The sequence below is a fragment of the Nevskia soli DSM 19509 genome, from assembly GCF_000711955.1.
GTDB lineage: Bacteria > Pseudomonadota > Gammaproteobacteria > Nevskiales > Nevskiaceae > Nevskia > Nevskia soli.
This window is the reverse complement of sequence record NZ_JONR01000040.1, coordinates 1-26160: the sequence shown is the minus strand read 5'-3', so window position 1 is coordinate 26160 and position 26160 is coordinate 1. Positions and strand designations below refer to the sequence as shown.

The 26160-nt window shown below is 66.4% G+C and carries 30 protein-coding genes and 2 pseudogenes; 14 read left to right on the top strand and 18 right to left on the bottom strand.

Going from position 1 to position 26160, the window contains the following annotated elements:
* Positions 1-98: 98 nt before the first annotated feature.
* The 3 genes from BP26_RS0118480 (at position 99) to rssA (ending at position 2207) form a co-directional block, all read left to right on the top strand.
* A complete protein-coding gene (locus BP26_RS0118480; protein WP_211254971.1) occupies positions 99-776 on the top strand; it encodes a LysE family translocator in 678 nt (225 codons plus the stop codon).
* 99 nt (positions 777-875) lie between these two features.
* The gene (locus tag BP26_RS0118475; RefSeq protein WP_029922044.1) at positions 876-1247 is read left to right on the top strand and encodes a Rieske (2Fe-2S) protein; all 372 of its coding nucleotides are present in this window, start codon (positions 876-878) and stop codon (positions 1245-1247) included.
* Between the two features lie 33 nt (positions 1248-1280).
* A complete protein-coding gene (gene rssA, locus BP26_RS0118470; RefSeq protein ID WP_029922043.1) occupies positions 1281-2207 on the top strand; it encodes a patatin-like phospholipase RssA in 927 nt (308 codons plus the stop codon).
* Positions 2208-2316: 109 nt separating this feature from the next.
* On the opposite strand, the gene BP26_RS30395 is transcribed toward rssA, so the two are convergent.
* Entirely contained in the window at positions 2317-3573 is a 1257-nt protein-coding gene (locus BP26_RS30395; protein WP_084183226.1) for a YXWGXW repeat-containing protein, read from the bottom strand.
* A gap of 121 nt (positions 3574-3694) precedes the next feature.
* Between BP26_RS30395 and BP26_RS29650 the strand changes: the two genes are divergently transcribed.
* Positions 3695-3832 carry a hypothetical protein gene (locus tag BP26_RS29650; protein ID WP_157572613.1) on the top strand — a complete coding sequence of 46 codons (138 nt, stop codon included), beginning with the start codon at positions 3695-3697 and terminating at the stop codon, positions 3830-3832.
* A 102-nt stretch (positions 3833-3934) separates the two neighbouring features.
* Here the strand turns inward: BP26_RS29650 and BP26_RS0118455 are convergent, their stop codons facing one another.
* The gene (locus BP26_RS0118455) at positions 3935-4222 is read right to left on the bottom strand and encodes a hypothetical protein (RefSeq protein ID WP_029922041.1); all 288 of its coding nucleotides are present in this window, start codon (positions 4220-4222) and stop codon (positions 3935-3937) included.
* A 132-nt stretch (positions 4223-4354) separates the two neighbouring features.
* A complete protein-coding gene (locus BP26_RS0118450; protein WP_029922040.1) occupies positions 4355-5362 on the bottom strand; it encodes an SMP-30/gluconolactonase/LRE family protein in 1008 nt (335 codons plus the stop codon).
* A 184-nt stretch (positions 5363-5546) separates the two neighbouring features.
* On the opposite strand from BP26_RS0118450, the gene BP26_RS0118445 reads away from it, so the two are divergent.
* Positions 5547-6476 carry a hypothetical protein gene (locus BP26_RS0118445; protein ID WP_157572612.1) on the top strand — a complete coding sequence of 310 codons (930 nt, stop codon included), beginning with the start codon at positions 5547-5549 and terminating at the stop codon, positions 6474-6476.
* Positions 6477-6483: 7 nt separating this feature from the next.
* On the opposite strand, the gene BP26_RS0118440 is transcribed toward BP26_RS0118445, so the two are convergent.
* Positions 6484-6885: a hypothetical protein gene (locus BP26_RS0118440; protein WP_029922038.1), complete on the bottom strand. Its 402-nt coding sequence runs from the start codon at positions 6883-6885 to the stop codon at positions 6484-6486.
* A gap of 177 nt (positions 6886-7062) precedes the next feature.
* Between BP26_RS0118440 and BP26_RS0118435 the strand changes: the two genes are divergently transcribed.
* Both BP26_RS0118435 and BP26_RS0118430 read left to right on the top strand, forming a co-directional pair.
* Complete coding sequence (locus BP26_RS0118435) at positions 7063-7377, top strand: hypothetical protein (RefSeq protein ID WP_029922037.1); 315 nt, start codon at positions 7063-7065, stop codon at positions 7375-7377.
* A gap of 69 nt (positions 7378-7446) precedes the next feature.
* Positions 7447-7992 (top strand): DNA-3-methyladenine glycosylase, encoded by a 546-nt coding sequence (locus BP26_RS0118430; protein WP_029922036.1) that lies wholly within the window; start codon positions 7447-7449, stop codon positions 7990-7992.
* 270 nt (positions 7993-8262) lie between these two features.
* Here the strand turns inward: BP26_RS0118430 and BP26_RS0118420 are convergent, their stop codons facing one another.
* A complete protein-coding gene (locus tag BP26_RS0118420) occupies positions 8263-8712 on the bottom strand; it encodes a hypothetical protein (RefSeq protein ID WP_029922035.1) in 450 nt (149 codons plus the stop codon).
* A gap of 185 nt (positions 8713-8897) precedes the next feature.
* Here BP26_RS0118420 and BP26_RS0118415 point away from each other — a divergent pair, with 185 nt between their 5' ends.
* Positions 8898-9428, top strand: coding sequence for a hypothetical protein (locus tag BP26_RS0118415; RefSeq protein WP_157572611.1), 531 nt, complete (start codon positions 8898-8900; stop codon positions 9426-9428).
* Between the two features lie 55 nt (positions 9429-9483).
* Here BP26_RS0118415 and BP26_RS0118410 read toward each other — a convergent pair whose 3' ends face one another.
* From BP26_RS0118410 to BP26_RS0118370, 8 genes are all read right to left on the bottom strand, one after another.
* The gene (locus BP26_RS0118410) at positions 9484-10107 is read right to left on the bottom strand and encodes a PqiC family protein (protein ID WP_084183225.1); all 624 of its coding nucleotides are present in this window, start codon (positions 10105-10107) and stop codon (positions 9484-9486) included.
* A gap of 7 nt (positions 10108-10114) precedes the next feature.
* The gene (locus tag BP26_RS0118405) at positions 10115-11752 is read right to left on the bottom strand and encodes a PqiB family protein (protein WP_029922032.1); all 1638 of its coding nucleotides are present in this window, start codon (positions 11750-11752) and stop codon (positions 10115-10117) included.
* A 34-nt stretch (positions 11753-11786) separates the two neighbouring features.
* Positions 11787-13160, bottom strand: coding sequence for a paraquat-inducible protein A (locus BP26_RS0118400; protein WP_029922031.1), 1374 nt, complete (start codon positions 13158-13160; stop codon positions 11787-11789).
* Positions 13161-13626: 466 nt separating this feature from the next.
* Positions 13627-14256 carry a BON domain-containing protein gene (locus BP26_RS0118395; RefSeq protein ID WP_029922030.1) on the bottom strand — a complete coding sequence of 210 codons (630 nt, stop codon included), beginning with the start codon at positions 14254-14256 and terminating at the stop codon, positions 13627-13629.
* Positions 14257-14321: 65 nt separating this feature from the next.
* Complete coding sequence (locus BP26_RS28780; RefSeq protein WP_029922029.1) at positions 14322-14486, bottom strand: DUF1328 domain-containing protein; 165 nt, start codon at positions 14484-14486, stop codon at positions 14322-14324.
* Positions 14487-14526: 40 nt separating this feature from the next.
* Positions 14527-14730 (bottom strand): hypothetical protein, encoded by a 204-nt coding sequence (locus BP26_RS0118385; RefSeq protein ID WP_157572610.1) that lies wholly within the window; start codon positions 14728-14730, stop codon positions 14527-14529.
* 30 nt (positions 14731-14760) lie between these two features.
* Positions 14761-14976 (bottom strand): DUF1328 family protein, encoded by a 216-nt coding sequence (locus BP26_RS0118380; protein WP_029922027.1) that lies wholly within the window; start codon positions 14974-14976, stop codon positions 14761-14763.
* Between the two features lie 286 nt (positions 14977-15262).
* A complete protein-coding gene (locus BP26_RS0118370) occupies positions 15263-15559 on the bottom strand; it encodes a hypothetical protein (protein ID WP_157572609.1) in 297 nt (98 codons plus the stop codon).
* A gap of 309 nt (positions 15560-15868) precedes the next feature.
* Between BP26_RS0118370 and BP26_RS0118365 the strand changes: the two genes are divergently transcribed.
* The 3 genes from BP26_RS0118365 to BP26_RS0118355 are packed head-to-tail and all read left to right on the top strand — an operon-like array spanning position 15869 to position 18646.
* A complete protein-coding gene (locus BP26_RS0118365) occupies positions 15869-17305 on the top strand; it encodes a sigma-54-dependent transcriptional regulator (RefSeq protein WP_029922024.1) in 1437 nt (478 codons plus the stop codon).
* A complete protein-coding gene (locus BP26_RS0118360; protein WP_029922023.1) occupies positions 17302-17670 on the top strand; it encodes a DNA-binding transcriptional response regulator in 369 nt (122 codons plus the stop codon). Before BP26_RS0118365 ends, BP26_RS0118360 begins: the two co-directional genes overlap by 4 nt.
* Before the next feature lie 10 nt (positions 17671-17680).
* On the top strand, positions 17681-18646 hold the full coding sequence (locus BP26_RS0118355; RefSeq protein WP_029922022.1) for a sensor histidine kinase: 966 nt from the start codon (positions 17681-17683) through the stop codon (positions 18644-18646).
* A 61-nt stretch (positions 18647-18707) separates the two neighbouring features.
* On the opposite strand, the gene BP26_RS27830 is transcribed toward BP26_RS0118355, so the two are convergent.
* Positions 18708-20702: an ATP-binding protein gene (locus BP26_RS27830; RefSeq protein WP_051749151.1), complete on the bottom strand. Its 1995-nt coding sequence runs from the start codon at positions 20700-20702 to the stop codon at positions 18708-18710.
* Positions 20703-20896: 194 nt separating this feature from the next.
* Here BP26_RS27830 and BP26_RS27825 point away from each other — a divergent pair, with 194 nt between their 5' ends.
* Positions 20897-21748: an FHA domain-containing protein gene (locus tag BP26_RS27825; protein ID WP_051749150.1), complete on the top strand. Its 852-nt coding sequence runs from the start codon at positions 20897-20899 to the stop codon at positions 21746-21748.
* A 247-nt stretch (positions 21749-21995) separates the two neighbouring features.
* Here the strand turns inward: BP26_RS27825 and BP26_RS0118340 are convergent, their stop codons facing one another.
* From BP26_RS0118340 to BP26_RS30710, 3 genes and pseudogenes are all read right to left on the bottom strand, one after another.
* On the bottom strand, positions 21996-22634 hold the full coding sequence (locus tag BP26_RS0118340) for a YceH family protein (RefSeq protein WP_029922019.1): 639 nt from the start codon (positions 22632-22634) through the stop codon (positions 21996-21998).
* A 110-nt stretch (positions 22635-22744) separates the two neighbouring features.
* Positions 22745-22930 (bottom strand): annotated as a pseudogene (locus tag BP26_RS30715) (transposase); the annotation flags it as partial.
* A gap of 354 nt (positions 22931-23284) precedes the next feature.
* A pseudogene (locus BP26_RS30710) lies at positions 23285-24100 on the bottom strand (DUF5131 family protein); the annotation flags it as partial.
* A gap of 282 nt (positions 24101-24382) precedes the next feature.
* On the opposite strand from BP26_RS30710, the gene BP26_RS30160 reads away from it, so the two are divergent.
* Entirely contained in the window at positions 24383-24598 is a 216-nt protein-coding gene (locus tag BP26_RS30160; RefSeq protein ID WP_169740741.1) for a hypothetical protein, read from the top strand.
* Between the two features lie 7 nt (positions 24599-24605).
* Here BP26_RS30160 and BP26_RS0118325 read toward each other — a convergent pair whose 3' ends face one another.
* A complete protein-coding gene (locus BP26_RS0118325; protein ID WP_029922016.1) occupies positions 24606-25064 on the bottom strand; it encodes a flavodoxin family protein in 459 nt (152 codons plus the stop codon).
* Positions 25065-25222: 158 nt separating this feature from the next.
* Between BP26_RS0118325 and BP26_RS0118320 the strand changes: the two genes are divergently transcribed.
* Positions 25223-25990, top strand: a complete 768-nt coding sequence (locus BP26_RS0118320) for an SMI1/KNR4 family protein (protein WP_029922015.1) — start codon at positions 25223-25225, stop codon at positions 25988-25990.
* The last annotated feature ends 170 nt before the right edge of the window (positions 25991-26160 follow it).

Here is a 26160-nt window from a genome sequence, read left to right as displayed (position 1 = left end):
CATACAATTCATTTTACTTGTATCTGTTATCGCCGTCACCCCGCCGCTATCTTGGCGCGGCGCGAATCGAGCCGCGCTGACCAAGTAAGGTGACACCCGTGGAAAGCCTGAGCCTGCTGCTCGCCCCGCTGGCGCTGTTCATGTTCGTCTCTTCGATCACGCCCGGGCCCAACAACCTGATGCTGCTCGCTTCGGGCATCCGCTTCGGCTTCAACCGCACGGTGCCGCACATGCTCGGCATCACCGGCGGCATGGTGTTGCTGCTCCTCGTCGCCTATGCCGGGGTGGGCGCCCTGCTGCTGGCCTCGCCCGGCCTGGGCAAGCTGATGACCGTGGCCTGCTGCGCCTACCTGCTGTGGCTGGCGATGCGCCTGCTGAGGGACGAAGAGCCCGACGCCGCGGGCAGTCCCGAAGCGCAGGCGCGGCCGATGCGCGCCTACGAGGCGGCGCTGTTCCAGTTCGTCAATCCCAAGGCCTGGGCAATGGCGGTGGCGGCCTGCACCATCGCCGAGAAGTTTCCATTGCCGGTGGCGGCGCGGCTGTCGCTGATGGTGCTGATCAGCGCGGCGATCAACCTGCCCTGCGTGTCGGTGTGGGCACTCTTCGGCAAGTCCATGCGCCGGCAGCTGCGTGCGCCCGGGGTGCGGCAGGCCTTCAACATCGCGATGGCGGCCCTGGTGGTGGTCACGGCGCTGTGGATGCTGCTGCCTGTGATGGACGGGCTCACCGGCGGCATCGATCCGGCGCAAGAACTGGCCTACAGCCTGGGACGGTAAAAGTCCCGGCTCCAGCCTCCAGGGTAAAGCTCTCTCACCGATTCACGATCGGGCAGCCATTCCCGGTTATCCTTGGGCGGGATTCAGGGAGAGCGTGCCATGACTCGACTCAGGCTGGCGGACTCCGCCACGGTTCGCGAAGGCGAAGTACAGGCGGTGCAGGCGGATGGGACCTCGTTGATTCTCAGCCGCATCGGCGGCAAGGTCTGCGCGGTGGAGAACAAATGCCCGCACTTCGGCCTGCCGCTGGCGCGGGGCAAGGTGGTGGACGGCACCATCCGCTGTCCCTGGCACGGCTCGCGCTTCGACCTGTGCAGCGGCAAGAACCTGGACTGGGTCAACTCCGTCGCCGGCCTGCCCCTGCCGCAGTGGAGCCGCAGCCTGGTGGCGATGGGCAAGCAGCCGGCGCCGCTGCGCCGTTTCGAGGTGAGCGAGGAAAACGGCACGGTATTCCTGTTGTCCAAGAGTTGAAGCGCGGCGCCTGCAGTTTCAGGGAAGATCACGATGAGAGCGGAGCATGCAAAACCGGTGGTGGGCCTGGCCCTGGGCAGCGGCTCGGCGCGCGGCTGGTCGCATATCGGCGTGATCCAGGAGCTGGAGGCGATGGGTATCCGGCCGCAGGTGATCGCCGGCACCTCCATCGGCGCGCTGGTCGGGGCCGTGTACGTGTCCGGCCAGTTGCAGGACTTCACCGACTGGGTCACCAAGCTGAGCGTGCGGGACGTGGTGAAGCTGATGGATTTCACCTTCTCCGGCGGCTTCGTCAAGGGCGAGCGCCTGTTCGGTTATTTCCACGAGCACCATCCCAATCCGAACATCGAGGAGCTGGAGCAGCGCTATGTCAGCGTCTCCACCGAGATGAAGACCGGCCGCGAGATCTGGATCACCAAGGGCCCGGTGCTGCAGGCGGCGCGCGCCTCCTGCGCCATCCCGGGGCTGTTCACGCCGGTGAAGCTCAACGATCAGTGGATGCTCGACGGCGGCCTGGTCAACCCGGTGCCGGTGTCCGCGGCGCGGGCGCTCGGCGCCGACGTGGTGATCGCGGTCAATCTCAACGCGCAGCTGGTCGGCCTGCATCTCTCCGCGGCCGGCCGCCAGGAGGCGGAACGCGAAGCGGACAGCGCGGAACTGGCGACGGATGCGACGGTCAAGACCAAGGGCTTCTGGCACCGCGTCATCGGCTACCTGGAAAGCGGCGATCCGGAAAAGCCCGGCTTCTTCGATGTGGTCGCCTCCAGCGTCAACATCCTGCAGGACCGCCTGACCCGCAGCCGCATGGCGGGCGACCCGCCGGAGCTGACCCTGCTGCCGCGCCTGGAAGATTTCGCCCTGATGGATTTCCACCGCGCCGGCGAGGCCGTTACCGAGGGCCGGCGCATCGTGCAGCAGCACGAGAAGGAAATCCGCGCCTGGGCCCAGGCGAAGATCTGAGCGCGCCGCACCGAGACAGGCAACAGCGCCATCGCGTGTCGCCGGTTGGCCGCCGGCGTCGGAAAATTCCTAAGCCCTGCCCTTGTTCACTTCAAGCTGGAGCCGTGGCTCAGCGCGGACCTTCATGATGCTGTTGCTGCGGTTGCTGCTGTTGCGGACGCGCCTCGGCATGCGGCTGCTGCATCTGAGGACGCGGCTGCTGCATCTGGACGTGCGGCTGCTGCTGTTGCATTTGCGGCCGCGGCGGCTGGTACTGCTGACGCTGCTGCATCTGCGGCGCGGCCTGGAAATGCGGCTGCTGTTGCTGCGGACGCGGTTGCTGCGCCTGTTGCTGGGGGCGCGGCTGGGAATGCTGTTGCGGTTGGAACTGGGCGCCGGCGGCCGGCTGGCGATATTGCGGCGCGGCCCCCTGGCGCACCTGCGGCGCGATCATGGTGTGCTGGCCTTGCGGCGCCTGCTGATGCTGCACATAGGCCGGCGCGGATTGATGCTGCGGCTGCTGTGAGGGCTGCGGCCGCGCCGGCTGGCCGGGCTGGTTACGTCCGAACTGGTTCTGTCCGCCGGCCCGGTTCTGCCCCGAGGGATTCTGACCGCGGTTTTGTCCGGGCTGATTCTGTGCCCGGTTCTGATTGGCTTGGTTGCCGTTGAAAGGCGCCGCGGTGCCGCGCGACACCACGCCCTGGCCGTGGAAGTCACCCGGCCTGGCGGTGGCGAACACACCCGGATGACCATTATTCGCCGAGGCCAGCTGCGAGCGATCGCCGCGGGCCGCCTGCTCATGCTGCCGCTGATTGGCGGTGAACTGGATGTGGTGATCACGGGCGGCGGCGCGCTCCTGCTGGCTGGGCCGCGCGGAGGTGCCGCCGTTGCCGCCGTTGTAGCTGACGCGGTTCACCGTGATGTTGTTGATCACGGTCCTGTTGTAGGTGTTGTGGATGTTGGTGATGTTGACGTTGTTGACGCTGCGGTTGTAGTTGAAGCGGCCATGGTTCCAGTAGCCGCCCTGGTAGCCCGAACCGCCGTAACCGTAGCCGTAGTCGACGCCGCCGTAGAAGCCGACGTGGGGGCCCCAGTAGCCCACATGCCAGACATAGACGTTGTCGGCCCAGCCCCAGTAGCCCGGCGTCCACAGGTAACCGGGCTGGGGCGCCAGCACCCAGGTACCCGGCACCCAGAAATAGCCTTCGTCGCCATAAGCCCAGTAGCCCGGCGTCCAGATATAGCCGTCGGCAGGACACGGCGGCTGTTCGTATACCGGCAGCGCCGGGGGCGCGATGTTGATGGAGACGAATACGCCGGCAAAGGCCGACAACGGCGCTGCCGACAGCGCCAGCGCGAGCAACAGGGAGCGGATGTGTCTGTGCATGGCGAATACCTTTTCCAAATCCGGCCGCGATGATCGCGCTGGACAAGCCCGGCCGCAAAGAAAACGTGAGTACCATCCATGGCCGTGAGCCAGAGATTAGGATTGCTTAACTGAACCGGGCATGAATGCGACCAATGTCGATGGCAAGTCGACTCCGCACAAGAAGCGGGCGAAGAAAAATCAGCCGCAGCCGAAACCGGCGGACAACGACGCAAGACCGAATACGATTTCGCCCTTGTCCACACCTTCGCCGCAGTAAGAGGGCGCTCGGCTTATTACCGCCGTATCCTGCATGAGCAGACATCATCCGGCGGCATCGCTTGATCGAGCGACGCCGCCGGTTGCTTGCCGCATGCAGTAATCAGGCGGCGATGCTCTTCGCCGCTTCCGCCTTGAGGCCGACGGCCAGGCGCCCCATTGCCGCCTGCAACTCGGCGGAACTGGCGATGGCGCCGCCATGTTCGAGGACCTGGGCCAGGGCCAGCTTGCTGATGGCACTGTTGAAAACCTGGGGATCGCCGGGACCGCCCGGCACATGGATGATGCGTCCGTCCGGCGTGATTTCGATGCCGGGACCGTCGTTGACGATACCGGACAGGATGCGCACCGAGGCCTGGAAACGGCTGAGGTCCAGCTTGAGATTCGGCATGATGATTCCTCCTTTGTCGCGCGAGCTTGCGCATCATCAATCTGCGCTCATGCGCGCAAGCGTTTCAGGAACCACGTCACGCCGCTGCAGCCGTTGGGCCCGCAACTGTGAACTGGCGCAATCAACCGGCGTTTATCGGTTCGGCCGATAGACCGACAGGGCATTGCCGAACAGCGGGCCGGTCTGGCTGACACCGACCACGCCCTTTTCCGTCACCACCAGGTCGGTGGGCTCGAACAGGGGCGGACGGCCGACTTTCACCGACGAGGGCAGCTGGAAGCTCAGCGACGCGGTGCGCGACACGATCTTGCCGTCGGCGCCGACGAGGGCGATGGCCCCTTCGCTGTACAGCGCCAGCAGCAGATCGTCCCCGGCCACGCTGACATCGTCGGGCAGGCTGGCGAGGATGGTCGTCAGCACCTGCGGCGTGCCGGCGGAACCGTCCGGCAGGATCTCGACGCTGCGGATCTCGCCGAGGGACGGCGGCAGGATCGACGTGTCGGTGAAATAGAGCGTGCGGTCACGGCGGCTCAGGCCGTTGGGAAGGCCGACACCCTTGCTGAGCCAGGTGAGTTGCCGCGTCACCTTCATCGGATCGGCGGCGTCGAATTGCAACCGCACGATCTTCGGACTGGGCAAATGCGAAGTGGAGATCGGGCCATCGGCGATGTAGAGCTCACCGTCCGGCCCGCTGGTCATGCCATTGGGCGCGGCCATGCCGGCAAGGCTGTAGATGGCTTGCAGCTTGGGCGCGGCATCGCTCAGGTTTGCGGCATACAGGCGCAGGTCGAAGCAGGCGGCATAGAGCACGTCGCCGCGCTGCGCCAGACCAGTGAAATTGCAGTTGCCGTCGTACAGGGGCGCGGCATGGAATCCCGCCGCATCCTTGCTCACTTCATAGACGTTGCTGCCGCCGCTGACGAAGAGGCGGCCCTGCGAAGTGAACAGGGTGTTCTCCGCGTTGGGAATCTCAAGCAGCCTGGTCTTGGTCCCGCAAGCGGAGGAAACGCAAAGCGTGGAGGGATCGACTGTCGCCGCGGCCGGGTCAGCGCTGTCGCTGTCGCTTCCGCTACAGGCCGCCAGCCAGGACATCGATGCCAGCACTGCGCCTGCGGCGAGGCCGCGAATCGAGCGGATCATGCTTCCCCCTGTGCACACTGACGCGTCAGGTCTGTCGCGCCAGTTCAACTCCAGTATATCCAAGGGCCAGGCCGTCGCCTGCGCCTGCGCCATGCGAAGGAAAGGCTTGCACACCGCCGCCAGCACTCCGACAATGCATTTTCCCCCAACGCCGCCGCCATCCCCATGCGGCGCGAAACCATTCATGAGGAAGACCATGCAGGCACACGGCTTTGTGCGCAAGTTGAATATCTTGCTGATCGGCATCACTCCGCTCGCCCTGGCGGCTTGCGGCGGTGGTGGCTCCGATTTCAACGTCGGCGGCGGCAGCAGCGGCGGCAGCTCCAACGCGGTACTGGCCGGAACCTTCAGCAAGAGCGGCGCCAGCACGCGCCCGGTTCCGGCAGTCACCAACGGCGACAGCATCTTCGGGGCGGTGGACAGTGTCGGCAACGGTTTCTTCGCTGACTTGAACAGCAACGGACCAGCCATTTTCGGCTTTGCATCCGCCTCCAACAACGGCGCGCTTTCCGGCTTCTTTGCCGCTTATGCGGCCAACGGCAGCAATCTCGGCAGCGGCCTCACGCTGCAGCAAGGCACGATCACCGGGACTGTCGCCATCGCCCAGTCTGGCGCGACACAGGCCAGCGCAACGTTCGCCAATACCAGCAGCGGCTTTTCCAATTCGGCTTCGATCGTGCTGGACAAGCCGGCGCTGACGCAGGTGCCATTCGTCACTTCCGCCGGAAACTACACGGCAAGCACCGGCACCGCTGCGATCGCCAGCAGCGCGATCTCGACATCCGCCACGGCGGTCTATCACGTAACGCTGGGCAGCAACAACACCGTGAGCCTGACCACCGATGGCGGGTGCGTCTTCGGTGGGGGCACGGCGGCACTGGACGCCACCTTCAACATCTACACCCTGAGCGTTCCGCTGCTGTCCTGCGGCGGGACCCCGCTGGCGACGGCGCTCACGCTCAACGGGCTTGCGGTCTACCTGCCCAAGGGCGGTAAATCGCCCCTGGACGGCAGCGCGCTGGCAGCCGACACCCTGATGCTCGAACTGGATGATTCGGCAACCAGCGGCACGCCGAAGTACGCTCTGGCCCTGCTGGGCTCCAGACAACCCTGAACGACGCTCAGTCGAATCGCACACGGCGATCGACGATCTGCCAGCGTGGTACCCGCCCCGGGGCCGCGGCTGGCGCAGGGTTTGCTTCCGCCCGCCGCTTCACCGCGTGCAGGATTCGCTCCTGCTCCAGGCGCTGCTGCGGATCCATGCCGACGCCGTCCATCCAGGCCTTGCCCTCGGCCGTAAGGGAGACCGAGGGGCTCTTGTGGTCCGGGTCGAGGGCCAGGCTGCCGTCCTCGAGCATTTCGTTGAGGCCGGTGGAAAGATCGTCGCCGCGCAGACCCATCTGGCTCCAGGCCACCATCAGCACGGTCAGCAGTACCGGCGCACCGACCTGGTCGGCGCGGCATTGGCGGATCAGCTGGAGAATCGCCGTCTTGCGGGTCAACGCGGTGATTGCGGGGGCCATGACATATCTCTGCTGCGTGGGGATGGAGCCTACTATAAACGCCGGGGCGCCCTGCCCGACAGCCGCTCACCGGGCGCGGGCAGCAACTTCGATCCGGTACCGCAATGGAAGTGTGAACTGGGTCGCCGCACCATTGGCGCGGTACCGGCATAGTATGGCGTTTATGCGGGAGGGCGCATGGAAAGACAGGCAAGGGCGCTGCTGCTGCTCGAACAGGAAGAAACCGAGGCGGGAATCCGTGAATTGCGCTCAGCGCTGCAGCACGCGGGCCGGATACTCGTCGCACTCGGCAATGCGCTGGCGGCATCGCCGGAAAGCACCACATTCGCCAATGCGCCGCCGCCGCTGGGGCACATGCCGCTGCAACTGATGCATTCCAAGGCGTTCGACTGGAACTCAATCCCGGATCGCGCGGTGGTGGCGCAGAAGATCCAGGACTTGCGCGAGCTGCACGAGAAGCTCGCCGACATCCAGCGGAAGCTGAAAGCCTAGGACTATAAACACCGAATTGGCCGCACCGCTAAACTGGGGCACCCCTGTTCCGGAAACGGCATCCAGCGCATGTTGCCCCGCGCCTTCTACGATCGCGACCCCGTCGAGGTGGCGCGCGAGCTGCTGGGCAAGCACCTGGTGCTGCGCGTCGACGGCATGGAGCGGGTGGGCCGGATCGTGGAAACGGAGGCCTACCTGGGGCCGCATGATCTGGCGGCGCATTCCGCGCGCGGGCGCACGGCGCGCACCGAGGTGATGTTCGGGCCGCCGGGCCATGCCTATGTGTACCTGATCTACGGCATGCACAACTGCATGAACGTGGTGACGCAGGCGGAAGGCCTGGCCTCGGCGGTACTGCTGCGGGCGCTGGAGCCGGTGCGCAACCTCGATCCGCATACGCGCGGGCCAGGCCTGCTGTGCAAGGCCATGGGCATCGACCGGAGCCTCACCGGCCACGACCTGCTCAACGCGGACTTCCACATCACGAAGCCGGAAGCGGCGGAGCGTATCGTCATCGTGCGGCGGCCGCGCATCGGGGTGGACTACGCCGGTCATTGGGCCAAACGGTTGTTGCGCTTCTATATCCGCGGCAACACCTGGATTTCCCGCCCGTAGAGGGCTTTTTCCAGCTTTTTCCGGCCTTTTGCGCCGCTTTACGCTTGTTAACGCATAGTTCGGCCGGGGTTCAGAAGACGTTCAGTCGCGCCGCGTAGGGTGGATGGCGTATCCCCGATATGGAGAAGCACCATGCGTAACCTGATCCGCGCCCTGATTCTCGGCACCGCCATCCTCGCCGCCGGCTGCGTCGTCGTGCCGGTAGGCCCCGGCTATTACCACCATTGCTACCACTGCCGCTAACGGAATTGCCGTTGAGACGGTTATACGCTAGATCCGCTGGCAGAAACCGTAGACGCTGGCGCTATGCTCGGCCTGCTGCCGCTGCGGCAGCGACAGGTCGCAACGCAGGCTGAGCTGCGCCGGCGGGTAGTCGAGCTGGGCCATGCTGAAGCCGACATAGGTATGGCCCTGGTAGGCGATGCAGAGGGTCCAGCTGGCGTAACGCGGATTGGGGTAGACCCACTCCGGCTGACGCGTTTCCTCCAGCTTGAAGACGCCGCGGCTGGGCGCCTGGGCATCCTTCGGAACTTCGCCGCAACGACCGGCATCCTCATCCCGCGCGATGAAGACCTGCGCATCGGATACGGGACGGCCGCGGTTGACCAGGTGTCCCTGGATCTCCGGGCTGAGCCGGGCCATGGTGGCGTAGCAGCCGCCGAGGCCTGCGCTCAGGGCCAACAGGCCGGCCGTCACGGAATAGCGGATGATTCGATTCATGGTTCCGGCGGCGCGATTCGATTGGTCGGGCCTATCCTAACCCGGCGCCTGCGGCGGAACGTAGTCCAGTCGCCCCTCCGGCCCGATCAGGCCCGCCCCCCCCGGGGGGGCCCATCCCGCGAACGGACCGGCTCGTCACAGCAAGCCGCCGGTTCGTCCCAAGCTGCTCGCCGGAGTGGGCGCGCTTGCCTAACGTGGACCACGTCCACGACACCGGCCAGACCAAGGCACTCATGAAACAGCGCATTTCAGCCCTGTCGCTCCTCGTAGCGTGCGGCTCCTTCGGCGTGGCAGCAGACTGCGCCGCGCAGATGCGGCAGGACTGCGACAAATCACCGGCCTTCACCATCGTCGGCGCGCATGTGTTCGACGGCGAGCGCTGGCTGCCGCCGGGAACCCAGGTGCGGGTACAGCATGGGCTGGTGCTGGCGGTCGGCCCCGACGTCGGCCTGGCGCGCGGCGGCACCATCATCGACGGCACCGGCAAGACGCTGCTGCCGGAACAGGTCGAAGCGGAAAGCGCCGGTGCGGCACAAACGGCTTCGCTGGCGGAAAAGGTACAGAGCGGGCATGGCGCCATCGTCACCGGCGCCCACGCCGACTTGCGCCTGGTGGACGGCGCCAGCGGCGAAGACTGGAGCGCGCTCGGCGCCATCAGCGCGCGCTGGAAGAACGGCATCCTGATCGGCCATCACAGCGCGGCGAAGAAAATCTAGCGGCGCCGCATACCTTGCAGGCCTGGGGCCGGGAACCCAGCCCAAGTCCCAGAAACTAAGCGGAAGGACAGACCGCGCCGCCGCCGTTTCGCGCGGCTTCGAGCACGGCCGCGATGCGGTCGGCCAGGTCCGCCACCGCCCGCTGGTGCCCTTCAACCAGGGCCTCGTATCCCGGCTGCACCGTTTCCGAGACGCTGCTGCCGCAGGCCGCGGCGATGGTGTTGTCGCCGGCGCGGCGCAGGGTCCACAGCGCGTCGATGCGGGCATACGCACCCAGCGCCGATTCGAAGCGCTGCACCTTGACCGTGATGCGCCAGGTCTCCAGGCCCTGCCCCTTGGGGGCGATGGCATTGGCCAGGCCGTAGACGTCGTGGGCGCCGAGGCGGCGGCCGAGTTCGGTGGACAGGGCTTCGCGCATTTCGTCGCCGAGCGGCGCCTGCCAGCGCCGCGTATCCACCGGCACCAGCTCACCGGTACCGGTGCGCACCACCATCTGCTGCGAGGCGACCTGCGGCGGCAGATCGACCGGCTGCACTTCGATCTGGAATGGCGCCGTGGCGGGCACCTGCGTCGCGGGCGGCGGCACCAGGGTGTAGAACCGCGTCGGCGTGGTGCCGCAGGCGCCCAGCGCCAGGGCCAGTGCGGCTGCGAGCGCGACAGAGAAGGCTTGTCTGATCATGGTCATTTTACTTCTTGCCTGAATCGCTGGCCGGTTCCTGCTCGTTGGTCTTGCCGCGGATCAGCGATTCCGGATGTTGTTCCAGATAGTCCGCCAGGGCGCGGAACGAGGCGGCGGCGCGGCTCACTTCATCGAGCGTGCGGCGCGCATCCTGCTGCAGCGGCGCATCCGGCGAGGCCATGCTCTGGTCCAGCGACTGCATCGCGTGCTGGGCGTCGCGCAAGGCCGCTTTGGCTTCGGGCGCGACTTCCTTGTCGAGTTGGGCCAGCAGGCTGTCGGCGCTCTTCAGCGTGGTGTTGAGATTCTTGCCGATGTCGCCGAAGGGAATCTCGTCGATCTTCTTGACGATGCTCTGCAGCTGTTCCTGCAATTGTTCCATGCTGCCAGGGGCGGTCGGGATGACCAGCGGCTTGGCCTGCTCGTCGAAGTGCACCGCTCGCGGATTCTTGACGAAGTCGAAAGCGATGAACAGCTGGCCGGTGATCAGGTTGCCGGAGCGCAGCTGGGCCCGCAGGCCGCGCGCGACCATGCGTCCCCACATCTGGCTGGCGGTGATCTGGGTGGTCGTTTCCAGGGCGCGCATGCTCTTCATCGCCGCGCCGAGGCGGTCGGGATAGACGTCGGCCTTGACGTCGGTGAAGAACCTCTTTTTCTCGGGATCGAATTGCAGCTCGATCGACTTCACGCCGCCGAAGTTGACGCCGTGGAAATCCACCGGCGCGCCGGCGGAGAGGCCGCGCACCGATTGCTCGAAGTGCATCAGCACTTCGACCGCGGGACCGTCCGGCGGCGCCAGGGCGGCGCCCTGGTCGGCGAACAGATGGAAATCGGCCTTGTCGACGGCCGGTGCACCCAGGTCCTGGTCGTTGAAGGGTTGGAAGGCGACGCCCCCGGCGACGACCGTTGCCAGCGACTGTGTATTCACCTTGAGTCCGCTGGCGCTGAGCGACAGATCGACGCCGCTGGCATTCCAGAAGCGGGTGTTCTCGGTGACCAGCCGGTCGTACGGCGCATCGACGAATACCTGGACCGTGACGTGTTTGCCGTCTTCATCGAGGTCGGTTTCCACCACCCTGCCCACCGGCATGCGGTGGTAGTACAGGGGGGAGCCGATGGCCAGCGAGCCGGCGTCCTCGGTGTGCAGCATGAACAGCTTGCCCTTCATGTCGTGGGTGACGGCCGGCGGCTTCTCCAGGCCGGTATAGTCCTTCTTGTCTTCCCCGGACGAACCGATGTCGACGCCGATATAGGCGCCGGACACCAAGGTGTCGATGCCGGAAACGCCGTTGATGCCGATGCGCGGCCGCTCCACCCAGAAGCGCGAATCCTCCACCGCCAGGCTGGAAGCGTCCTTGTTGAGGTCGACGATCACCACGACGTGGCTGTGGTCCTTGCTCAGGGTGATGCGCTTGACCTTGCCCACCACCACGTTCTTGTAGCGCACCTCGGTCTTGCCCGCCTCCAGCCCCTCGGCGGTCTCGAAGGTGATGTTGACGGTCGGGCCCGCCTGCATATAGGTCCGCACCACCAGCACCAGGCCGGCAATGGCGGCCACGATCGGCACCAGCCAGATCAGCGAGAAGCTCCAGCGGTGCTGGCGCCTTACCTCCGGCTCGGGCAGCTCGTCTCGATCGTATTCGGTCATGGCTGGACGTTCATTCCCGGGTTGGACGGCGGATTCATGCGCCGGTTCCTTCAGCGGCCCGTGGCCGCGTCCTGGCGGATGATCGCACGTCCCAGATCATGCGTGGGTCGAAGCTCATCGAGGCCAGCATGGTGAGCACCACTACCGCGCAGAAGGCGACGATGCCGGGGCCGGCCTTCACTTCGGCGAGGATGCCGAAACGCACCAGGGACAGCAGCAGCGCCACCACGAAGACGTCCAGCATCGACCAGCGGCCGATGAATTCGACCATGCGGTAGATGCGGGTGCGCTCGCGCTGCCAGCGAGCCGAGCGCTGCCGGCTGCTGATCAGCAGCAGCGTCAGGCAGGCCATCTTCATCAGGGGCACGGCGATGCTGGCGGTGAAGACGATCACCGCCAGGTCCCAGGCGCCGCTGTTCCACAATTCCACCACGCCGGACAGGATGGTGTTGTCGTCGGCGCCGAACAGGGTGGAGGTGCGCATGACGGGGAGGACGTTGGCTGGGATGTAGAGGATCGCTGCGGCGATGAGGAAGGCCCAGCTGCGCGCCTGGCTGTCGGGTTTGCGCCGCTGCAGCGCCTGGTCGCAGCGCGGGCAGAAGCCGGGAGCGTGACGCAAGGTATCGCGCAGCACCAGGCCGCAACCATGGCAGGCGATCAGATCGAGCTGGCTGGCGCGCAGCAACGGCGCACGCGCCTGGCCAGGCATGCGCCGCGTCTCGTCTGACGACGGTGCCTGGACGGACGTGTCGGGCGCCTCCACCGGCAGGGGCCGCAGCAGTACCGCATCGCCGCCGGCGGCGCGCTCGATCTGTTCGGCGCGCTCCCAAAGCTCCTCGAGGTCGCGCGAATTAAGCAAGGTCAGCAGCAGGGTCAGGACGGCGAAGGCCCACATGCCGGTTTCGGGCGTGGAGGTCGCCATACCACCCAGTTTCACCACCGCCACCAGCAGGCCCAGCATGAAGACTTCGACCATGGTCCAGGGCTGCATCTGCCGCAGCGCGTGCATCACGCCGATGAAGGCCACCGGCACGCGGTTGCGGCGCAACGGGATCAGCACGTAGGCGTAGAGGCAGATCTGCAGCAGGGGGAAGAAGAACACCGTGGCGGCTGCGACCAGGGCAATGGGGCTGACGTTGGAATCATAGGTATCGACGATCATCTGCCACAGCGTCGCTTCGCTGATCTGGCCGCCGACGCCCAGCATCATCAGCGGATAGGCATTGGCGACGACGAACATCACCAGGGCGGCGAGCGTCACCGCCAGCATGGCGTGCAGGTCGGCGCGGGAGCTGCTATAGAGGTGCGCGCCGCAGCGGCGGCAGCGGGCCGCGGCACCGTCCCGCAGCGGCGCTCGCCGGTATACGGCGTCGCAGAATTCGCAGATGACCAGATTCGCTGTCGACATGGGCCGCGGATGTTCCTGACCTGGAAGCTGCCTGATTGAACGGCACAACAGGGGATGCCGCGATCCGCAGTCTAGCAATCTTGTGCCGGCGGCCGCCTATTCCCCGAAAGAAAAAGCCCGCCGACGCATCCTTGCATCGACGGGCCCACAAGAAACTTTCGGCATCCGTGCCGGACCGCTTGCCGCTTCCGTCGATCCTCGATGCAACCGCCCGAAAACCAGGGCGCGCCTTCCGTGGCACGATCACCCGGCAATGCGGCAGACTTTAGAATGTCTCGCGCTTTGCCGCGTCCCTGGCGGGGCTTCCGCCGGAACTTCCTGTCCCGACGGCACCATCACACCACCCAAGTCCCGCAACGACCCAGACCTGGTCGCAATGAAACAATGCCCTCCTTGGCGAGGCTTCACGGCGCAAGCACCGTGAAGCCTCGTCCGGATCATCCTTGATCCGGCAAGCCGGATGCTGTCAGCCGCCGCCGGCCTTGAGGCCGGAGCTGTCGACGCTCTTCACGCCCTTGACCTTCTTGGCGACCTCTTCGGCATGATCGACGGCGTCCTGGTTGGCCACCGTGCCGGACAGGGCCACCACGCCATTGCTGGTCTTGACGCTGATATCCAGGCCCTTGGTCACGCTGTCGGCCAGCAGGTCGGACTTGACCTTGGTGGTGATCCAGCTGTCCGAGGCGAACTTGCCGGTCTTCTTGGCGACGCGGTCGGTCTTGCTGGCGACCGTATCCGCCACCGACGGCGTGCTGACCTGGTTGTCGACGGACTTCACGCCGTCCACCGACGAGGCCAGTTCCTTGGCCGCGGATGCGGCATCGGAAGACCCCGACCCGGTCAGGGTGACAGCGCCATTGGTGGTGGTGACGCTGATCTTCGAGCCTTTCAGGCGCGAATCGTCGAGCAGCTTGGCCTTGACCTTGGCGGTGACGGCGGTGTCGGTGATGGCCGCGCCGACGCTATCGCTATGCGGCGTGGCATCGTCGGCATAGGCGGTGACGCTGAGCGCCATGGCGCCGCCAAGGCAGGCACTGAGGCCGGCCGCGATCAGGGTGGTCCGGAAGAGGTTCTTGGCATTCGTTTTGTTGTTCATTTTGCTTTCCTTAGCGGGGATTCAGATTTGTTTCGGTTTCAGTAAGGCGGCCGCGGACGACCGTGTCAGACAGTGGGGCGACGGCCCGCGATCAGCGAGACCGCGAACAACACCAGGAAGATCAGGAACAGGATCTTGGCGATGCTTGCGGCAGTGCCGGCGATGCCGAAAAAGCCCAGGGCGCCCGCAATCAGGGCGATGATGAGAAATACGACAGCGTAGTGCAGCATGGCTTCCTCCTTCGTCTTTCCCGCCTGGCGGGTTTGCCTGTCAGGCGGCGGCGAGTGCCGGTAAATTGTCGAGCAGCCGCTCCAGTGCATTGAGCAGGCGTTCCTGCGCCTGGAGCACGTCACGGAACTGCGGATTGACGGGATGCACAAGGCCATCCCAATGCATCTGGTCGCCGCGCGAGCGCAGCTGCGTCAGGCGGTCGGCAATGATCTGGTTCCTGCGTACGAATTTATCGACGGTCATGTCCATGGCCTCATTGAAGAAACGGAAACTTCAGACGTCCTCGAGATTCCGCTGTGAAGGGCTGCGGAAGCTGCGTTGCTGCGCGTCCTCCGGCTTGCGGCTCAGCAAGATGGAAAGTGCGGCTAGAACCAGACTGGCAAGCGCCAGCCCCCAGGCCGTGGGCCCGGAAATTCCAGCGACGCCGCTCATGCCCATGCAGCCGGCCATGCAGGCGATCAGCAGGAAGATGACGGACCAGTAATGCATCGCTTCGACCCCGTTGGACTAGGGCCTGTTAACGCTAATTTGATCGCTGCGTTGCAGTCCAAAATCGAGCCAGGCAAGGCGGAGCCCGCTGGCCATGGTGAATCCATGGCCAAGGGCGACAACGCCGCATGGCTCGATTTTGGGCGCAACCCGAAGGGACGGCCTCTGGAGGCGTCCATCGCGGCCTCGTTCGTCGCTCATGTACTTCCAGTACATCACGCTCCTCTCTCCTTGCGCTGGACGCCTCCAGAGGTCGTCGCAGCGATCAAATTAGCGTTAACAGGCCCTAGATCGCCCAGGCACAGGCTTGCTGCTCGCCCTGCAACTGCGGGGTGGCAGAGGCGCAACCGCGGTTGCGGTGTTCAACAACGAAAGCGGATAGCGGGGCGATGCCGGCATCAGGCCGCGTCTGCGGATCGAAGGCGCGCAACTGCTTCGGCATCGCGGCTTCAGGCGCCGGCGCGGCTTGCACCCGCGGCATCGCGGCAGCCGCGCCAGGATGGTTGAGCCGGTTGGCGGCTTCATGGCTGACGGCACCAAGCAAGGTGAAACCCAGCAAGATAGGCAGTGTGTGTATGCGCATGTACCTGTCCTTTCCTTCGTGTCCGATTTGTCCCCGTCGTCCCGGCAAGTGGGGCGACGCGGCGTTCGGTAACTACGTTGCGAGCCCCATGCCAGCTTTTCGGATCGGTTGAATTTTTTTGTTTATCCTTTATATTTCATTAAGTTATGATGATTGAAGGGACGGCACGGACAGAGCGTTGGATGCGCTCGGACGGTAACCGTGTAAAATTTACCGGCAACAAGGATTCTGATCGTGTAAGCCCTGCCCGGAACGGTCTGGGACAGGGACGCAGGATTCTTGAATGGCCACCATGGCAGGGATGCTCAAATGCGTGAGTCAAACCTCGATCCACTGCGGGTTCTGTGGGTCGACGACGATGCGGAACTCACCGGCGGCCTCGTCGATTACCTGGCGGGCGAAGGCTATGCCGTGGACTGCGTGCACGACCTCGCCGCCGCTGCGCGCGCATTGGAACAGGCCCGCTACGACCTGGTGCTGGTCGATCTCGATCTCCCTGACGGCAGCGGCTTTTCCCTGATCCGCGACACGCCGCGCGAGCGGGCGCGGGAGTTCGTGGTGATTACCGGCCACGGCAGCGTACGCACCGCGGTCGAGGCCCTGCGCCACCAGGTGTTCGACTACCTGATGAAGCCGGTGGAACTGGCGGAGCTGTGCAACCTGCTGGCCCGCGTCGGTCATGCCCGCGCCGCCGCGGCGGGCGGCCCCGCCGGCACCGCATCCGGCGGCGGCACGGCGGGCACCGCGGCGCCGGCCGGCACCCTCGCCTCGGAATTGCTGCCCGGCGCCTCCGCCGGAATGCGCCAGGTGCAGCGGTTGCTGAGCCGCGCCGCCGGCACCGACATCACCGTGCTGCTGCAGGGCGAGAGCGGCACCGGCAAGGAGATCGCGGCCAATTGCCTGCACCAGCTTTCCAACCGGCGCGGTGGTCCCTTCGTCGCCTTCAATTGCGGGGCGGTGTCGCCTTCGCTGATCGCCAGCGAGCTGTTCGGCCACGAGAAGGGCAGCTTCACCGGCGCGCTGCGCACGCACAAGGGCATCTTCGAACGCGCCGAGGGCGGCACGCTGTTCCTCGACGAGATCACCGAAATGCCGGTGGACCTCCAGTCCTCGCTGCTGCGCGTGCTGGAAACCGGCACGGTGACGCGCGTCGGCGGCGACCGCGAGCTGCCGGTCAACGTGCGCATCGTCGCCGCCACCAATCGCGAGCCGATGCAGTACGTCGAGGAAGGGCGCTTCCGGCTCGATCTCTACTACCGCCTGCAGGTGTTTCCCGTTGCGCTGCCGCCGCTGCGCGAGCGGCCCGAGGACATCGACCTGCTGGCCGCCTATTTCCTCGCGCACTTCGACTCGCGCCCCAGCGGCGGCACGGCGGAGGCGCGCAGCTTCTCGCAGGCGGCGCTCGATTGCCTGCGGCGCCACGACTGGCCCGGCAATGTGCGCGAGTTGCGCAACGTGGTGGAACGCGCCTGCCTGCTCGCCGGCGCCAGGATCGAACCGGAGCATCTGCTGTTGCCGGAGCGCGCAGCGGCGAACACCGCTTCGCCCGCTGCGCCGATGGCGGCAAAATCCGGCGGCGGCAGCCTGCTGCGCGATGCGGAACAGGAACTGATCCTGCAGACCCTGCACGCCTGCGGCGGCAACAAGACCCGCGCCGCAGCCCAGCTCGGCATCAGCCTCAAGACCCTCTACAACAAGCTGAAGCGGTTCGAAAACCGGGATGCAGGCGCGGCAGGCGCCGCGTGAACATCGTCCTGCTGGAAGACGATATCGACGCGCGCGAAGCCATGGCCGCGCTGCTGAGCCTGGATGCGCACCGGGTTGACCAGGCTTACGACGCCGCCAGCTTCAGGCAGGCGACCCGCGATCTGGGCAGCGAGGCGGTGATCTTCGATCTGCAACTCGGCGATGACGGCAACGGCCTGGCCCTGGTGATGGATTACCAGGCGCGGCGCCAGGCAGCCGGGCTCGGGCCGGCCAAGCTGATCGCACTGAGCGGCAACGCCGACGCGGACCTTCTCATCGCCGGCGCCCCGCCGCGGTTTCCGGTGCACCATCGCTTCGTCAAGCCGGCCGACCACGGCCAGATTCTCGCCGCGCTGGGCGGCTAAGAGCTTAGCCGTGCTGGACCTGCCCGCCGCCGACCTTGCCGCCGCTCCTGAGCACTGGCGCCACGCGCCGTTGCCGAATGCCCCGCTGTGGCTGGCCCGGCAGGACCAGCTGATCCGCGGCGAGCGCCACGAATCCGTCCCCGCCTCCCCCACCCTGCTCGCCCGCCTGAACCGGCCCGCGGCAGTGGGCGAAGTGCTGGTCGCATACGACACCTCCGGGGAGGCCTGGCGCCTGCGCCACGCCGGCGATGCGGGCGCCGAGACGCGGTTGTGGCTGGCACAGGCGGTGAACGACAGCCGCGCGCGCCTGTTTTCCACCCTGCGCAGCGTGCTGGCGACGCAACTCACCGAGTGCGTGCTGCACGAGCTGCGCAATCCGCTCAATGCCCTGTCCCTGCATGCCGACCTGATGGCGCGGGTGCTGGCCGGCGGCGGCCCGGTGGAACGCGCGCTGCCGAGCGTCGAGGTGATCAAGCAGCGGGTGGGCGATTTGCGCAAGCGCCAGGATGCGGCGGTGGCGCTGTGGCTGGGCGATGCCGCGCAGCCGGAAATGGCCAGCGCCGATCTGCGCGCCGTGGTCGACGAAAGCCTGCGCCTGGCGCGTGGTCACCTGGCGTTGCAGGAAGTGCGTCTGCGCAGCGAAGCCCTGGACCTGATTGGCGCGGCGCGCCTGCGCGGCGGCGCCGTGCAAACCCGGCTGGCGCTGTTGGCCCTGCTGCTGATGGCTTGTGCCGGAGCCAAGCAGTACCGCGGGGCGGACGGCGGCGCCGAAGTGCTGGTGCAAGCGATCGGCGGCGGCAATACGCTGATCCTGGAACTGCAGGCGCCGCTCGACGGGCAAGCCCTGGGGCGTGAACTGGCGGATACCGATACCGCCGGACTGATGGCGACGCTCGCGCTGCTGCTGGAAAGCGCGGGGATTGCCATCGAAACAGACCCGCTGCAGGCGGTGACGCGGCTGTCGCTGGGCGGCTGAAAGCGCCGCACCGGCGGCTCTTTTACTACGATCCGGCGCAGCGCAACCGCTGGCCCTGAAGTCATTGCGGAAGCTCGCGCGCCGCTACTTCGACCGGCGGGTGCGGGGAGTGCGTGGCGCTGTTGCCGAGGACGGTGATGAGTTTTTCCAGGTCCACCGGCTTGCCCACGTGGGTGTTGAACCCGCTTTCCAGGGCACGCAGCTCGTCTTCCTTGCGCGAGAACGCGGTGAAGGCGATCAGCGGCACGCCCGGCGGCGTGGCGCTTTCGCCTTCACGCAGGGCGCGGACGCGGCGTGCCAGGGCGTAACCATCGGTATCGGGCATGCCGATATCGGAGATCACGATGTCCATGCGCTGAAAGCGCAGCCGCTCCATCGCCTCGGCCACCGACGCGGCGGTCACCACCTGTGCACCTTCGGCGGTGAGCAGGGACTCCAGCACGGTCCGCACATCGGCTTCGTCGTCCACCACCAGCAGGCGCAATCCTTCCAGCCGATGGGCGCCGTCGCCGCCGCCGGGGGCGGCGGCCGGCTCCGGCGGGGTATTCGCCGGCGGCTGGGCAGCTTCGGCCGCGGACGGGTCCAGCGCGCGGATCGGAAAACGCAGGATGAATTCGGAACCACGGCCGGCGCCGGCGCTGCTCACCGTGGCCTGGCCGCCATGCATTTCCACCAGATGCTTGACGATGGCCAGGCCCAGACCCAGGCCGCCGTACTGACGGGCGCTGGATACGCTGCCCTGCACATAGCGCTCGAAGATGTGCGGCAGCAATTCCGGTGCGATGCCGATGCCGGTATCCAGCACCCGGATTTCCAGGCGCTCGTCGACGCGCGCGGTGCGCACCCGGATATATCCGCCGGAGGGCGTGAACTTGACGGCGTTGCTGAGGACGTTGATCGTGACCTGGCGCAGGCGGTCGGCGTCGCCTACCATCCACAGCGGCGCATCGCGCAATTCCAGGTCCAGCCCCACGTTCCTGGCGACGGCCGCCGGACGCGTCACGTCGACCGCGGCCTGCACGATGTCGGCCAGATCGACGCGGCGCGTACTCAGCGACAGCTTGCCGGTGATGGCGCGCGACACATCGAGCAGGTCGTCGATCATGCGCGCCAGCGAGCGTGCGTTGCGCTCGATGGTATTGAGCTGGGTACCGATCTGCGCCGTGGGCGTGGTGTCGCGGCCGCGGATCAGGCGGCTCAGGAACTGCGTCCAGCCGAGGATGGCCTGCAGGGGCGTGCGCAGCTCGTGCGATACGGTGGAGACGAATTCGTCCTTGGCCTGGCTTGCCGCCTCGGCCTCGGCGCGCGCCTGGCGCTCCTGCCGCAGCAGTTCCTCGCGCTCGCCTTCGAGTACCTGCCGCTGACGCAGATCGCGGATCACCAGATAGCAGAGGAAGGCGGCCAACAGCACCGAAATGAAGCTCGGCACCAGGATCGATACGCGGGCGCTCTGCCGCGCGTGGGCGAAGGTGGCATCGAGGGAATCGTTGGCATGTGCCTGGCTCAGGCCCAGGGCCGCCGCGCTGTCGCGCAAGGCATCCATGCGCTCCCTTTGCCGCTGTACCAGCGGGATCAGGCTTTCCAGGGTGGCGGTGTCGCGCATCTGTCCACGCATCAGCACGTAGGTCTGGGACTGGTCCAGGAACGTCGCGACGTCGTGCTCGAAATCGGCCAGTTGCTGCGCCGCGGCGGGATCATTCTGCAGCTCGCGGTGGAGTTGCTCCATCTGCGGCGGCAGTTCGCGGCGCCCGCGCTCGTAAGGTTCAAGAAACGCGGAATCACCGGCGATGAAGTAGCCGCGTACGCCGTTTTCCACATCCTTGATGAAGGACACGATCAGGTCGAGCCGGCGCTGGGCGGTCAGGCCGGAACGCAAGCGCTCCTGTTCGTCGAATACCGTCTGCGACGATTGCAGCGCGATCAGTGCGTTGAACGCCAGCACCAGCACCAGGGCGACGCCGGCCAGCACGATCCGGTAGGACAGGGGTGTCCGCCGCAGCACCTGCCGGATCATCAGGTTTGCGCGAATCCATTCGGGCAAGGCACGCAGCTTCATGATTTTGGCGGCTAGTGACGTAAGCGAACGACGTTAACAGTTGCCGCAGGCGGCGCGCACTCTTCGGAGTCCGCCGCGGCCGGAAGGGTTCCCTGCGCCCCCTCTATGAGGGGTCTGCAGCCCTTGTTGCCGCGCCGGACCTTGGCTAGCTTAGATGCATAAATACTCCAACCGCTACCCGGGGCTTGCCACCGATGTGGATACTCGTACTCTACGACCAGCAGGGCCGGGAGTTGCGGCGCCTGCCCCTGGAAAGCGCGCCGTTGACCGTCGGCCGCGGCAAGGACCGCGACCTGGTGCTCGAGTCCAAGGCCGTTTCGCGCCGGCATGCGCAGATCGAAGCGCAGGGTGGCAGCGCGATCCTGGTCGACCTCGGCAGCGCCAACGGCACCCTGCTCAACGGCCGGCGCATCGACAAACCGGTGGCGCTGAAGGAAACCGACGAGATCGACATCGCCGGCTTCGGCCTGCGCCTGCGGCGCGACCCCGAGCGGCAGGCTGCGACGGATCGCGCCGTGATCCAGCCCGTATCGAAACCGGCGGTCGCTGCCCCGTCGCGGCCAGCCGCCGATTTTGCGGAGATCAAGGTTCCGGTGCGAGCGGAGGAGGAGGAAGCGGCGCCGACCCCGGCCGCAGGCGGGGACTGGAACTCGGCCAGCGAATTGCTCGACAAGCAGCTGCGCGGCATCCGCAGCTTCCGCGGCGAAGCCCAGCAGGAACCCGCGCAGAAGCTCGCCGCCTTCGAACGGGACTGGGACAAGGTGGTGAATTCGATACGCGAATTGCGGCAGCAACTGCAAGGTAATCCGCGGGTGCTGCTGTTCGACATCAGCCGCAACAAGCGCGAAATCACCGCCAAGATCGCCGATGCCGGCTCGAAACGCGGTCATGCCTACCTGATCCTGTCGCCCGAGCACCCCGAAGGAAAATTCCGCGATCAGCTTACCGTATGGTTGCGCGAATTCGGTGAAGTCGACATCAATTACGACGAGCCACGCGAGGCCATGCGCCATTTCGTCGAGCGCATCGCCAGGAGACTGGCCTGAGGCGGCTGCGGCAAGCCGATTGTGCGAACGCACATGATGTTTCGTCGGGGGCGGTACGCGAACCGTTAGTGGGTTTTCACCACTTCCCCAGCCTGATCCGGTACGGGAAGATGCGCCACGCCACCCATTGAACGATGGCATTGGATATTAGGGATTTTGGGGTTTAAGGCATCGACCGGAAACGGCCGATGCCTTTTTTACATGCCTCTTTACCTGCACGTCCCTGGGCAGTACGCCAGCCGCCGCGTCAGGACTGCGCCAGGCGTTGCTCGAGTTCACTGACGCGGGCCTCCAGCGCGCGCAGGCGCTGCTCCAGCTGCAACGGCACTTCATCCGCCGCCGCGGCATGGGAGCGCACGTCGGGCGCCACCAGGTCCATCCCCGGTGTCGGCGTACCGCAGAGCAGGTGCGCCTGCCGCGCTTCCTTCTGACCCGGGGCACGCGGCAGTTCGGTCACCAGCGGCTGGGCGCGGTCGTGCAGCGAGGCCAGCACCGCCTGTAGTCCCTCGGCATCGGCGGGACCGCCCAGCGCATGCGCGTTGGCGCGCAATTCGGAGCCGGTTTGCGGCCCGCGCAGCATCAGGGTCACCAGCACCGCCAGCTCACCCGCCTTGAGCAGCATCTGGTGCTGCATCTGGTGGCGCCACTTGATCACGCGGCCGCTCATGCCGTCGCGCACCGCCAGGCGATCGCGTTCCAGCCGGTTCAGCGCGGCGCCGGTATCGCCCTCGCTCAGGTTCATCACCGGGTTGCGCACCGTTTTCTGGTTGGCGGCCAGCATCAGGGCATTGACGGTCATCGGGTAGTACTGCGGCGTGGTGATCGATTTCTCGACCAGTGCGGCAAGCACCCGCGCCTCGGCGGGGGTCAACAGGAGTTCGGACACGGGATCGGCATGGATGACGGACAGGCGCTCATCCTAGCGCGTTCCGCGCAGCGCGGAGGCGCAGCCGTCAGCGCCTCTCAACGACGGCCGCGGCCGGGCTTTTCCGGTAACCCGTCAAACAGCTCCGAAGCGCGCTCGAGCAGCTGCGCGCGCCATTGGGTGATCTGGTTGCGGTGCACGTCGAAGCGCTGCGACAGGTCGGCCACGCTGGCCTCCCCCTGCAGCGCGGCCACGGCAATCTGCGCCTTGAACGACGGCGTGTGGCTGCGCCGCGGCCGCCGCTTGTCGCCGGCGATGCTTTTCTTTCGCAGGCCGCCGTCGCTCTGGATGTATTCCTGCGTGGTCGGACCGCTCGGCGCTTCACCCTGCTCGATGCGCTCCACCAGTTGGCGCGCCAACGGCGATACGTCAACCAGGCGCAGCCTGGCGTGGCGCCGGCCGAAGTCGGGGGCTTCACGGTAGCGCTGGCCATCGAGGTAGAACTGGATCGGCTCGTCGCCCTGCAACAGGCGGGTGAAATAGACGTCGCTGTCCGCCACGCTGAGATGGTTGATGGCCGAGCCGGCGCCGCGGCCCCGCCGCGAACCATCGATCGAGACGATGACCAGTTGCGGGTCATCCAGATCCGGCTTGCGGGTGATGACGCTGTCGCCCCAGCCGCGGAAGAAGAAAGGCACCTGCCTGTCGCGGCAGGCATCGCGCACCCGGCGCGCCCACTCGGGATGCGTCGGTCGCGGCGCAGATCCGCGCTCGCCCCCGAGCAACACCCAGTCGAGCGGCTCATAACGCCGCAACGGATCGCTCTTCGGCATCCATTGCGGCCGGCCATCGCCATCAAGCCCCAGGTACTGCTGAACGATACCTTCCAGCGGCCACAGGATGTCGCGCGTCGGCAACTCCACGGATTCCACGTTCACCGCGCCCAGCAAGGGCTCCAGCACCACATGCCGCCAGACGGCCGGCACATCGAACAGGTAGGGCACGCGCTCGGCGTAGCTGGCGGCATCCTCCGCCGCAATACCGAGACTGAGGTTGTCGGGCAACTGGGCATGGCCGAGCAGCTCGCGCATGCGCCGCTGGTACCGCGTGGTGACGTGGAAGAAATGCTGCGGGTGATCGGCGATCACCTGGATCACCTGGGTGATGAACGCCGCCGGCACCCGAGGCTGGAACAGGTCGGCCAGCGGGGCCACCGTAACCTGCTGTGGCGTGAGCCAGCTGGCCGGCTCCGTCAGCGCCGCCTGCACCACCACCGGCTGATGCCGCGCGGATGCTTGCAACGAGCGGCCGGCATTGACGTGGAAACGCGCCAGGCGCTCATGCGCGACGCAGGATTTGCAAGCGTCGGAAACAGGCTGGCAGCCGTACACCAGATTCCACGGGCGCTCGTTGAGAGACAGCGCCTCATCGCGCTGGCGCAGCAACTCATGATCCGCAACCCTGATCGCTGGATAACGCGTCGTCATCAGCGCTACTTTCCCCTTGGAGCCCTTGACCCGGTCAGGCCTGTGAACGGCCGATCCGGTTACCCTTTCCCCGCTCGCAATACGTACGCCAATGTATCGTACCGGACCTGTGAGCGATCTGTCATGCCCGTTCATAATAAGCTTAAAAGCCAACAAAATGATTGGCTTGAACGCCCACTCCGGTGCGTCTGCAAGGCCGGGGAGCGAAGCGGGAACCGCCCGTGGAGTCCGTGGTCTGAAGCCGGGATCGCGGCCGTGGCCGCGACCGCAATGGAGTGCATCATGGCGAAGACGAGCGGCCCGGTATTTGTCACGCGGGTGGATGAGGTGGAGCCCCTGATCCTGTCCGGCGCCGAGGGCATCGCCGCCGGCGACGCCGTGCGCCACCATGCCGAAGGGCCCTGCCTGGTGCTGGCCCGGCTGGGCGATCACCTGATGGTCGAAGCCGACCCCGCGCCGTCCGCAGGATATCCGGACGAGGGCTCCCGCTCTGCCTGAGGAGCTTTCAGAAAACCCCGCAAGACAAGCCGGCAGCCAGGGTCTGCCCCAGTTCGCGGCAACGCGCCAGTGCCGCAGCGTCGAGCTCGCCCTTGACCACCACCGGCTCCGCCACTCGATTCCAGCCGCAACCGCCGGCAATGCGTTCGATGGCGCGAATGGCGCCGCTGCCGTCGTTGCCGGCGCTAACGAATACGGCGTACGCCAGGCCAAGTTTCCTGCCCTCGGACGGGTAGTAAACTCTATCGAGAAAATCCTTCACCGCGCCCGACATGTAGCCGAAGTTCTCCGGCGTGCCAATGAGCAGGCCATCGGCCCACAGCAGATCGTCGAGTCCCGCCTGCAAGGCGGGCAGCACACGCAATTCCACTTCCCCGGCGAACTCGCCGGCCCCGGCGCACACCGCATCCAGCAGGGTCCTGGTGCGCCCGGTCTGGCTGCTGAAAATCGCGAGCAGATGCTTCATGCGCGCATTATGGAGCCTGGAATTGATCAGAGGCTCCCTGGCCGCAGACGTGACGCAGTGCACGATCTACCGCGCGCGCATCCCCTAAGATCAAGGCGCGGCAGCATCCCCCCTGAAACGGCGCCATGTACGCCACCGCTGCCCAAAGGCGAACCGATATGGCCGGCTTGGAGTCGATAGGCGCGTTCCTGGCATTCTGCAAGCAGCGCAACCCGCGCTTCGTGCATCCGATCCCGCAACGCACGCCTTACGAGCAGATGCTGGTCGACCTGGAGGACGGCGACGCGGCCGTGCTGACCGCCTTCAACTGGGCGCGGCAGGCGCAGAATGCGCCAGCGGATACGATCCTGGCCGAATGGCGCCGCTACGCCGAAAGCGAACGCGCCAGCGTCCGTGAGTCCTTCGACGTAAGGCACACTCTGGCCCCTTCTCCCCCGCACGCCCAGCTGGAGGATTTCCGCGTTCGCCTCGGCGGCGCAAGTCCCGAACTACTCGAGTTCTACGGCGTGCACGACGGCGCCAGCCTGTTTGCCGACGTCGAGGACGGCGGCAGCGGACTGTTTTTCTTTCCGCTCGCCGAAATGGCGGCGGAACGCGAAGGCGTGGCCGAGCGGCTGGAAGAACCCGCAGTGGAAACCGTGGAGGATGGCAAGCTGCAGATCTACGGCAAGCCGGCCTGGCTCGACTCTGCGGTGGTCTTCGGCGGCTTCGGCTACGCCCCGGAGCGGCTGCTGCTGCCCACCGCGGGCGAGCACCGCGGCGAGGTGTTCCTGTTCAGCCACGACCCGCTCCAGTTGGTACAGCTCGGTACCTCGTTCGGCGAACTGCTGGACCACTTGCGCCTGCAGCCCATCTCCCTGCTGGGCAGCTACGGCGGCAACAGCTATCAGGGCGCCACGGCCTACGTCGCCGACGGCCTCCCGTAAGAGCCTGTAACAGAATGAATCGCGCCTGCGACGGCGGTCATTTTTGCGCAGTGCAAGTCGGCCAGAGTGCGGCATGGTGATTCCATGGTGCGCTCTGGCCGGCGCAGCACTGCGCAAAAATGGCCCCGTCCCGAAGGGTTGCGCCCAAAATCGCGCCAGGCTGCGTTGTC

Coding starts and splice junctions, on each gene's coding strand:
- BP26_RS0118445 (WP_157572612.1), top strand. CDS start 5,547: ATGAGGAAGACCATGCAGGCACACGGCTTTGTGCGCAAGTTGAATATC.
- BP26_RS29650 (WP_157572613.1), top strand. CDS start 3,695: ATGAATGCGACCAATGTCGATGGCAAGTCGACTCCGCACAAGAAGCGG.
- BP26_RS27825 (WP_051749150.1), top strand. CDS start 20,897: ATGTGGATACTCGTACTCTACGACCAGCAGGGCCGGGAGTTGCGGCGC.
- BP26_RS0118395 (WP_029922030.1), bottom strand. CDS start 14,256: ATGAACAACAAAACGAATGCCAAGAACCTCTTCCGGACCACCCTGATC.
- BP26_RS0118370 (WP_157572609.1), bottom strand. CDS start 15,559: ATGCGCATACACACACTGCCTATCTTGCTGGGTTTCACCTTGCTTGGT.
- BP26_RS0118430 (WP_029922036.1), top strand. CDS start 7,447: ATGTTGCCCCGCGCCTTCTACGATCGCGACCCCGTCGAGGTGGCGCGC.
- BP26_RS0118410 (WP_084183225.1), bottom strand. CDS start 10,107: ATGATCAGACAAGCCTTCTCTGTCGCGCTCGCAGCCGCACTGGCCCTG.
- BP26_RS0118455 (WP_029922041.1), bottom strand. CDS start 4,222: ATGCCGAATCTCAAGCTGGACCTCAGCCGTTTCCAGGCCTCGGTGCGC.
- BP26_RS0118365 (WP_029922024.1), top strand. CDS start 15,869: ATGCGTGAGTCAAACCTCGATCCACTGCGGGTTCTGTGGGTCGACGAC.
- BP26_RS27830 (WP_051749151.1), bottom strand. CDS start 20,702: ATGAAGCTGCGTGCCTTGCCCGAATGGATTCGCGCAAACCTGATGATC.
- BP26_RS0118475 (WP_029922044.1), top strand. CDS start 876: ATGACTCGACTCAGGCTGGCGGACTCCGCCACGGTTCGCGAAGGCGAA.
- BP26_RS28780 (WP_029922029.1), bottom strand. CDS start 14,486: ATGCTGCACTACGCTGTCGTATTTCTCATCATCGCCCTGATTGCGGGC.
- BP26_RS0118450 (WP_029922040.1), bottom strand. CDS start 5,362: ATGATCCGCTCGATTCGCGGCCTCGCCGCAGGCGCAGTGCTGGCATCG.
- BP26_RS0118320 (WP_029922015.1), top strand. CDS start 25,223: ATGGCCGGCTTGGAGTCGATAGGCGCGTTCCTGGCATTCTGCAAGCAG.
- BP26_RS0118420 (WP_029922035.1), bottom strand. CDS start 8,712: ATGAATCGAATCATCCGCTATTCCGTGACGGCCGGCCTGTTGGCCCTG.
- BP26_RS0118435 (WP_029922037.1), top strand. CDS start 7,063: ATGGAAAGACAGGCAAGGGCGCTGCTGCTGCTCGAACAGGAAGAAACC.
- BP26_RS0118385 (WP_157572610.1), bottom strand. CDS start 14,730: ATGACCGTCGATAAATTCGTACGCAGGAACCAGATCATTGCCGACCGC.
- BP26_RS0118380 (WP_029922027.1), bottom strand. CDS start 14,976: ATGCATTACTGGTCCGTCATCTTCCTGCTGATCGCCTGCATGGCCGGC.
- BP26_RS30160 (WP_169740741.1), top strand. CDS start 24,383: ATGGCGAAGACGAGCGGCCCGGTATTTGTCACGCGGGTGGATGAGGTG.
- BP26_RS0118440 (WP_029922038.1), bottom strand. CDS start 6,885: ATGGCCCCCGCAATCACCGCGTTGACCCGCAAGACGGCGATTCTCCAG.
- BP26_RS0118405 (WP_029922032.1), bottom strand. CDS start 11,752: ATGACCGAATACGATCGAGACGAGCTGCCCGAGCCGGAGGTAAGGCGC.
- BP26_RS30395 (WP_084183226.1), bottom strand. CDS start 3,573: ATGCACAGACACATCCGCTCCCTGTTGCTCGCGCTGGCGCTGTCGGCA.
- rssA (WP_029922043.1), top strand. CDS start 1,281: ATGAGAGCGGAGCATGCAAAACCGGTGGTGGGCCTGGCCCTGGGCAGC.
- BP26_RS0118400 (WP_029922031.1), bottom strand. CDS start 13,160: ATGTCGACAGCGAATCTGGTCATCTGCGAATTCTGCGACGCCGTATAC.
- BP26_RS0118325 (WP_029922016.1), bottom strand. CDS start 25,064: ATGAAGCATCTGCTCGCGATTTTCAGCAGCCAGACCGGGCGCACCAGG.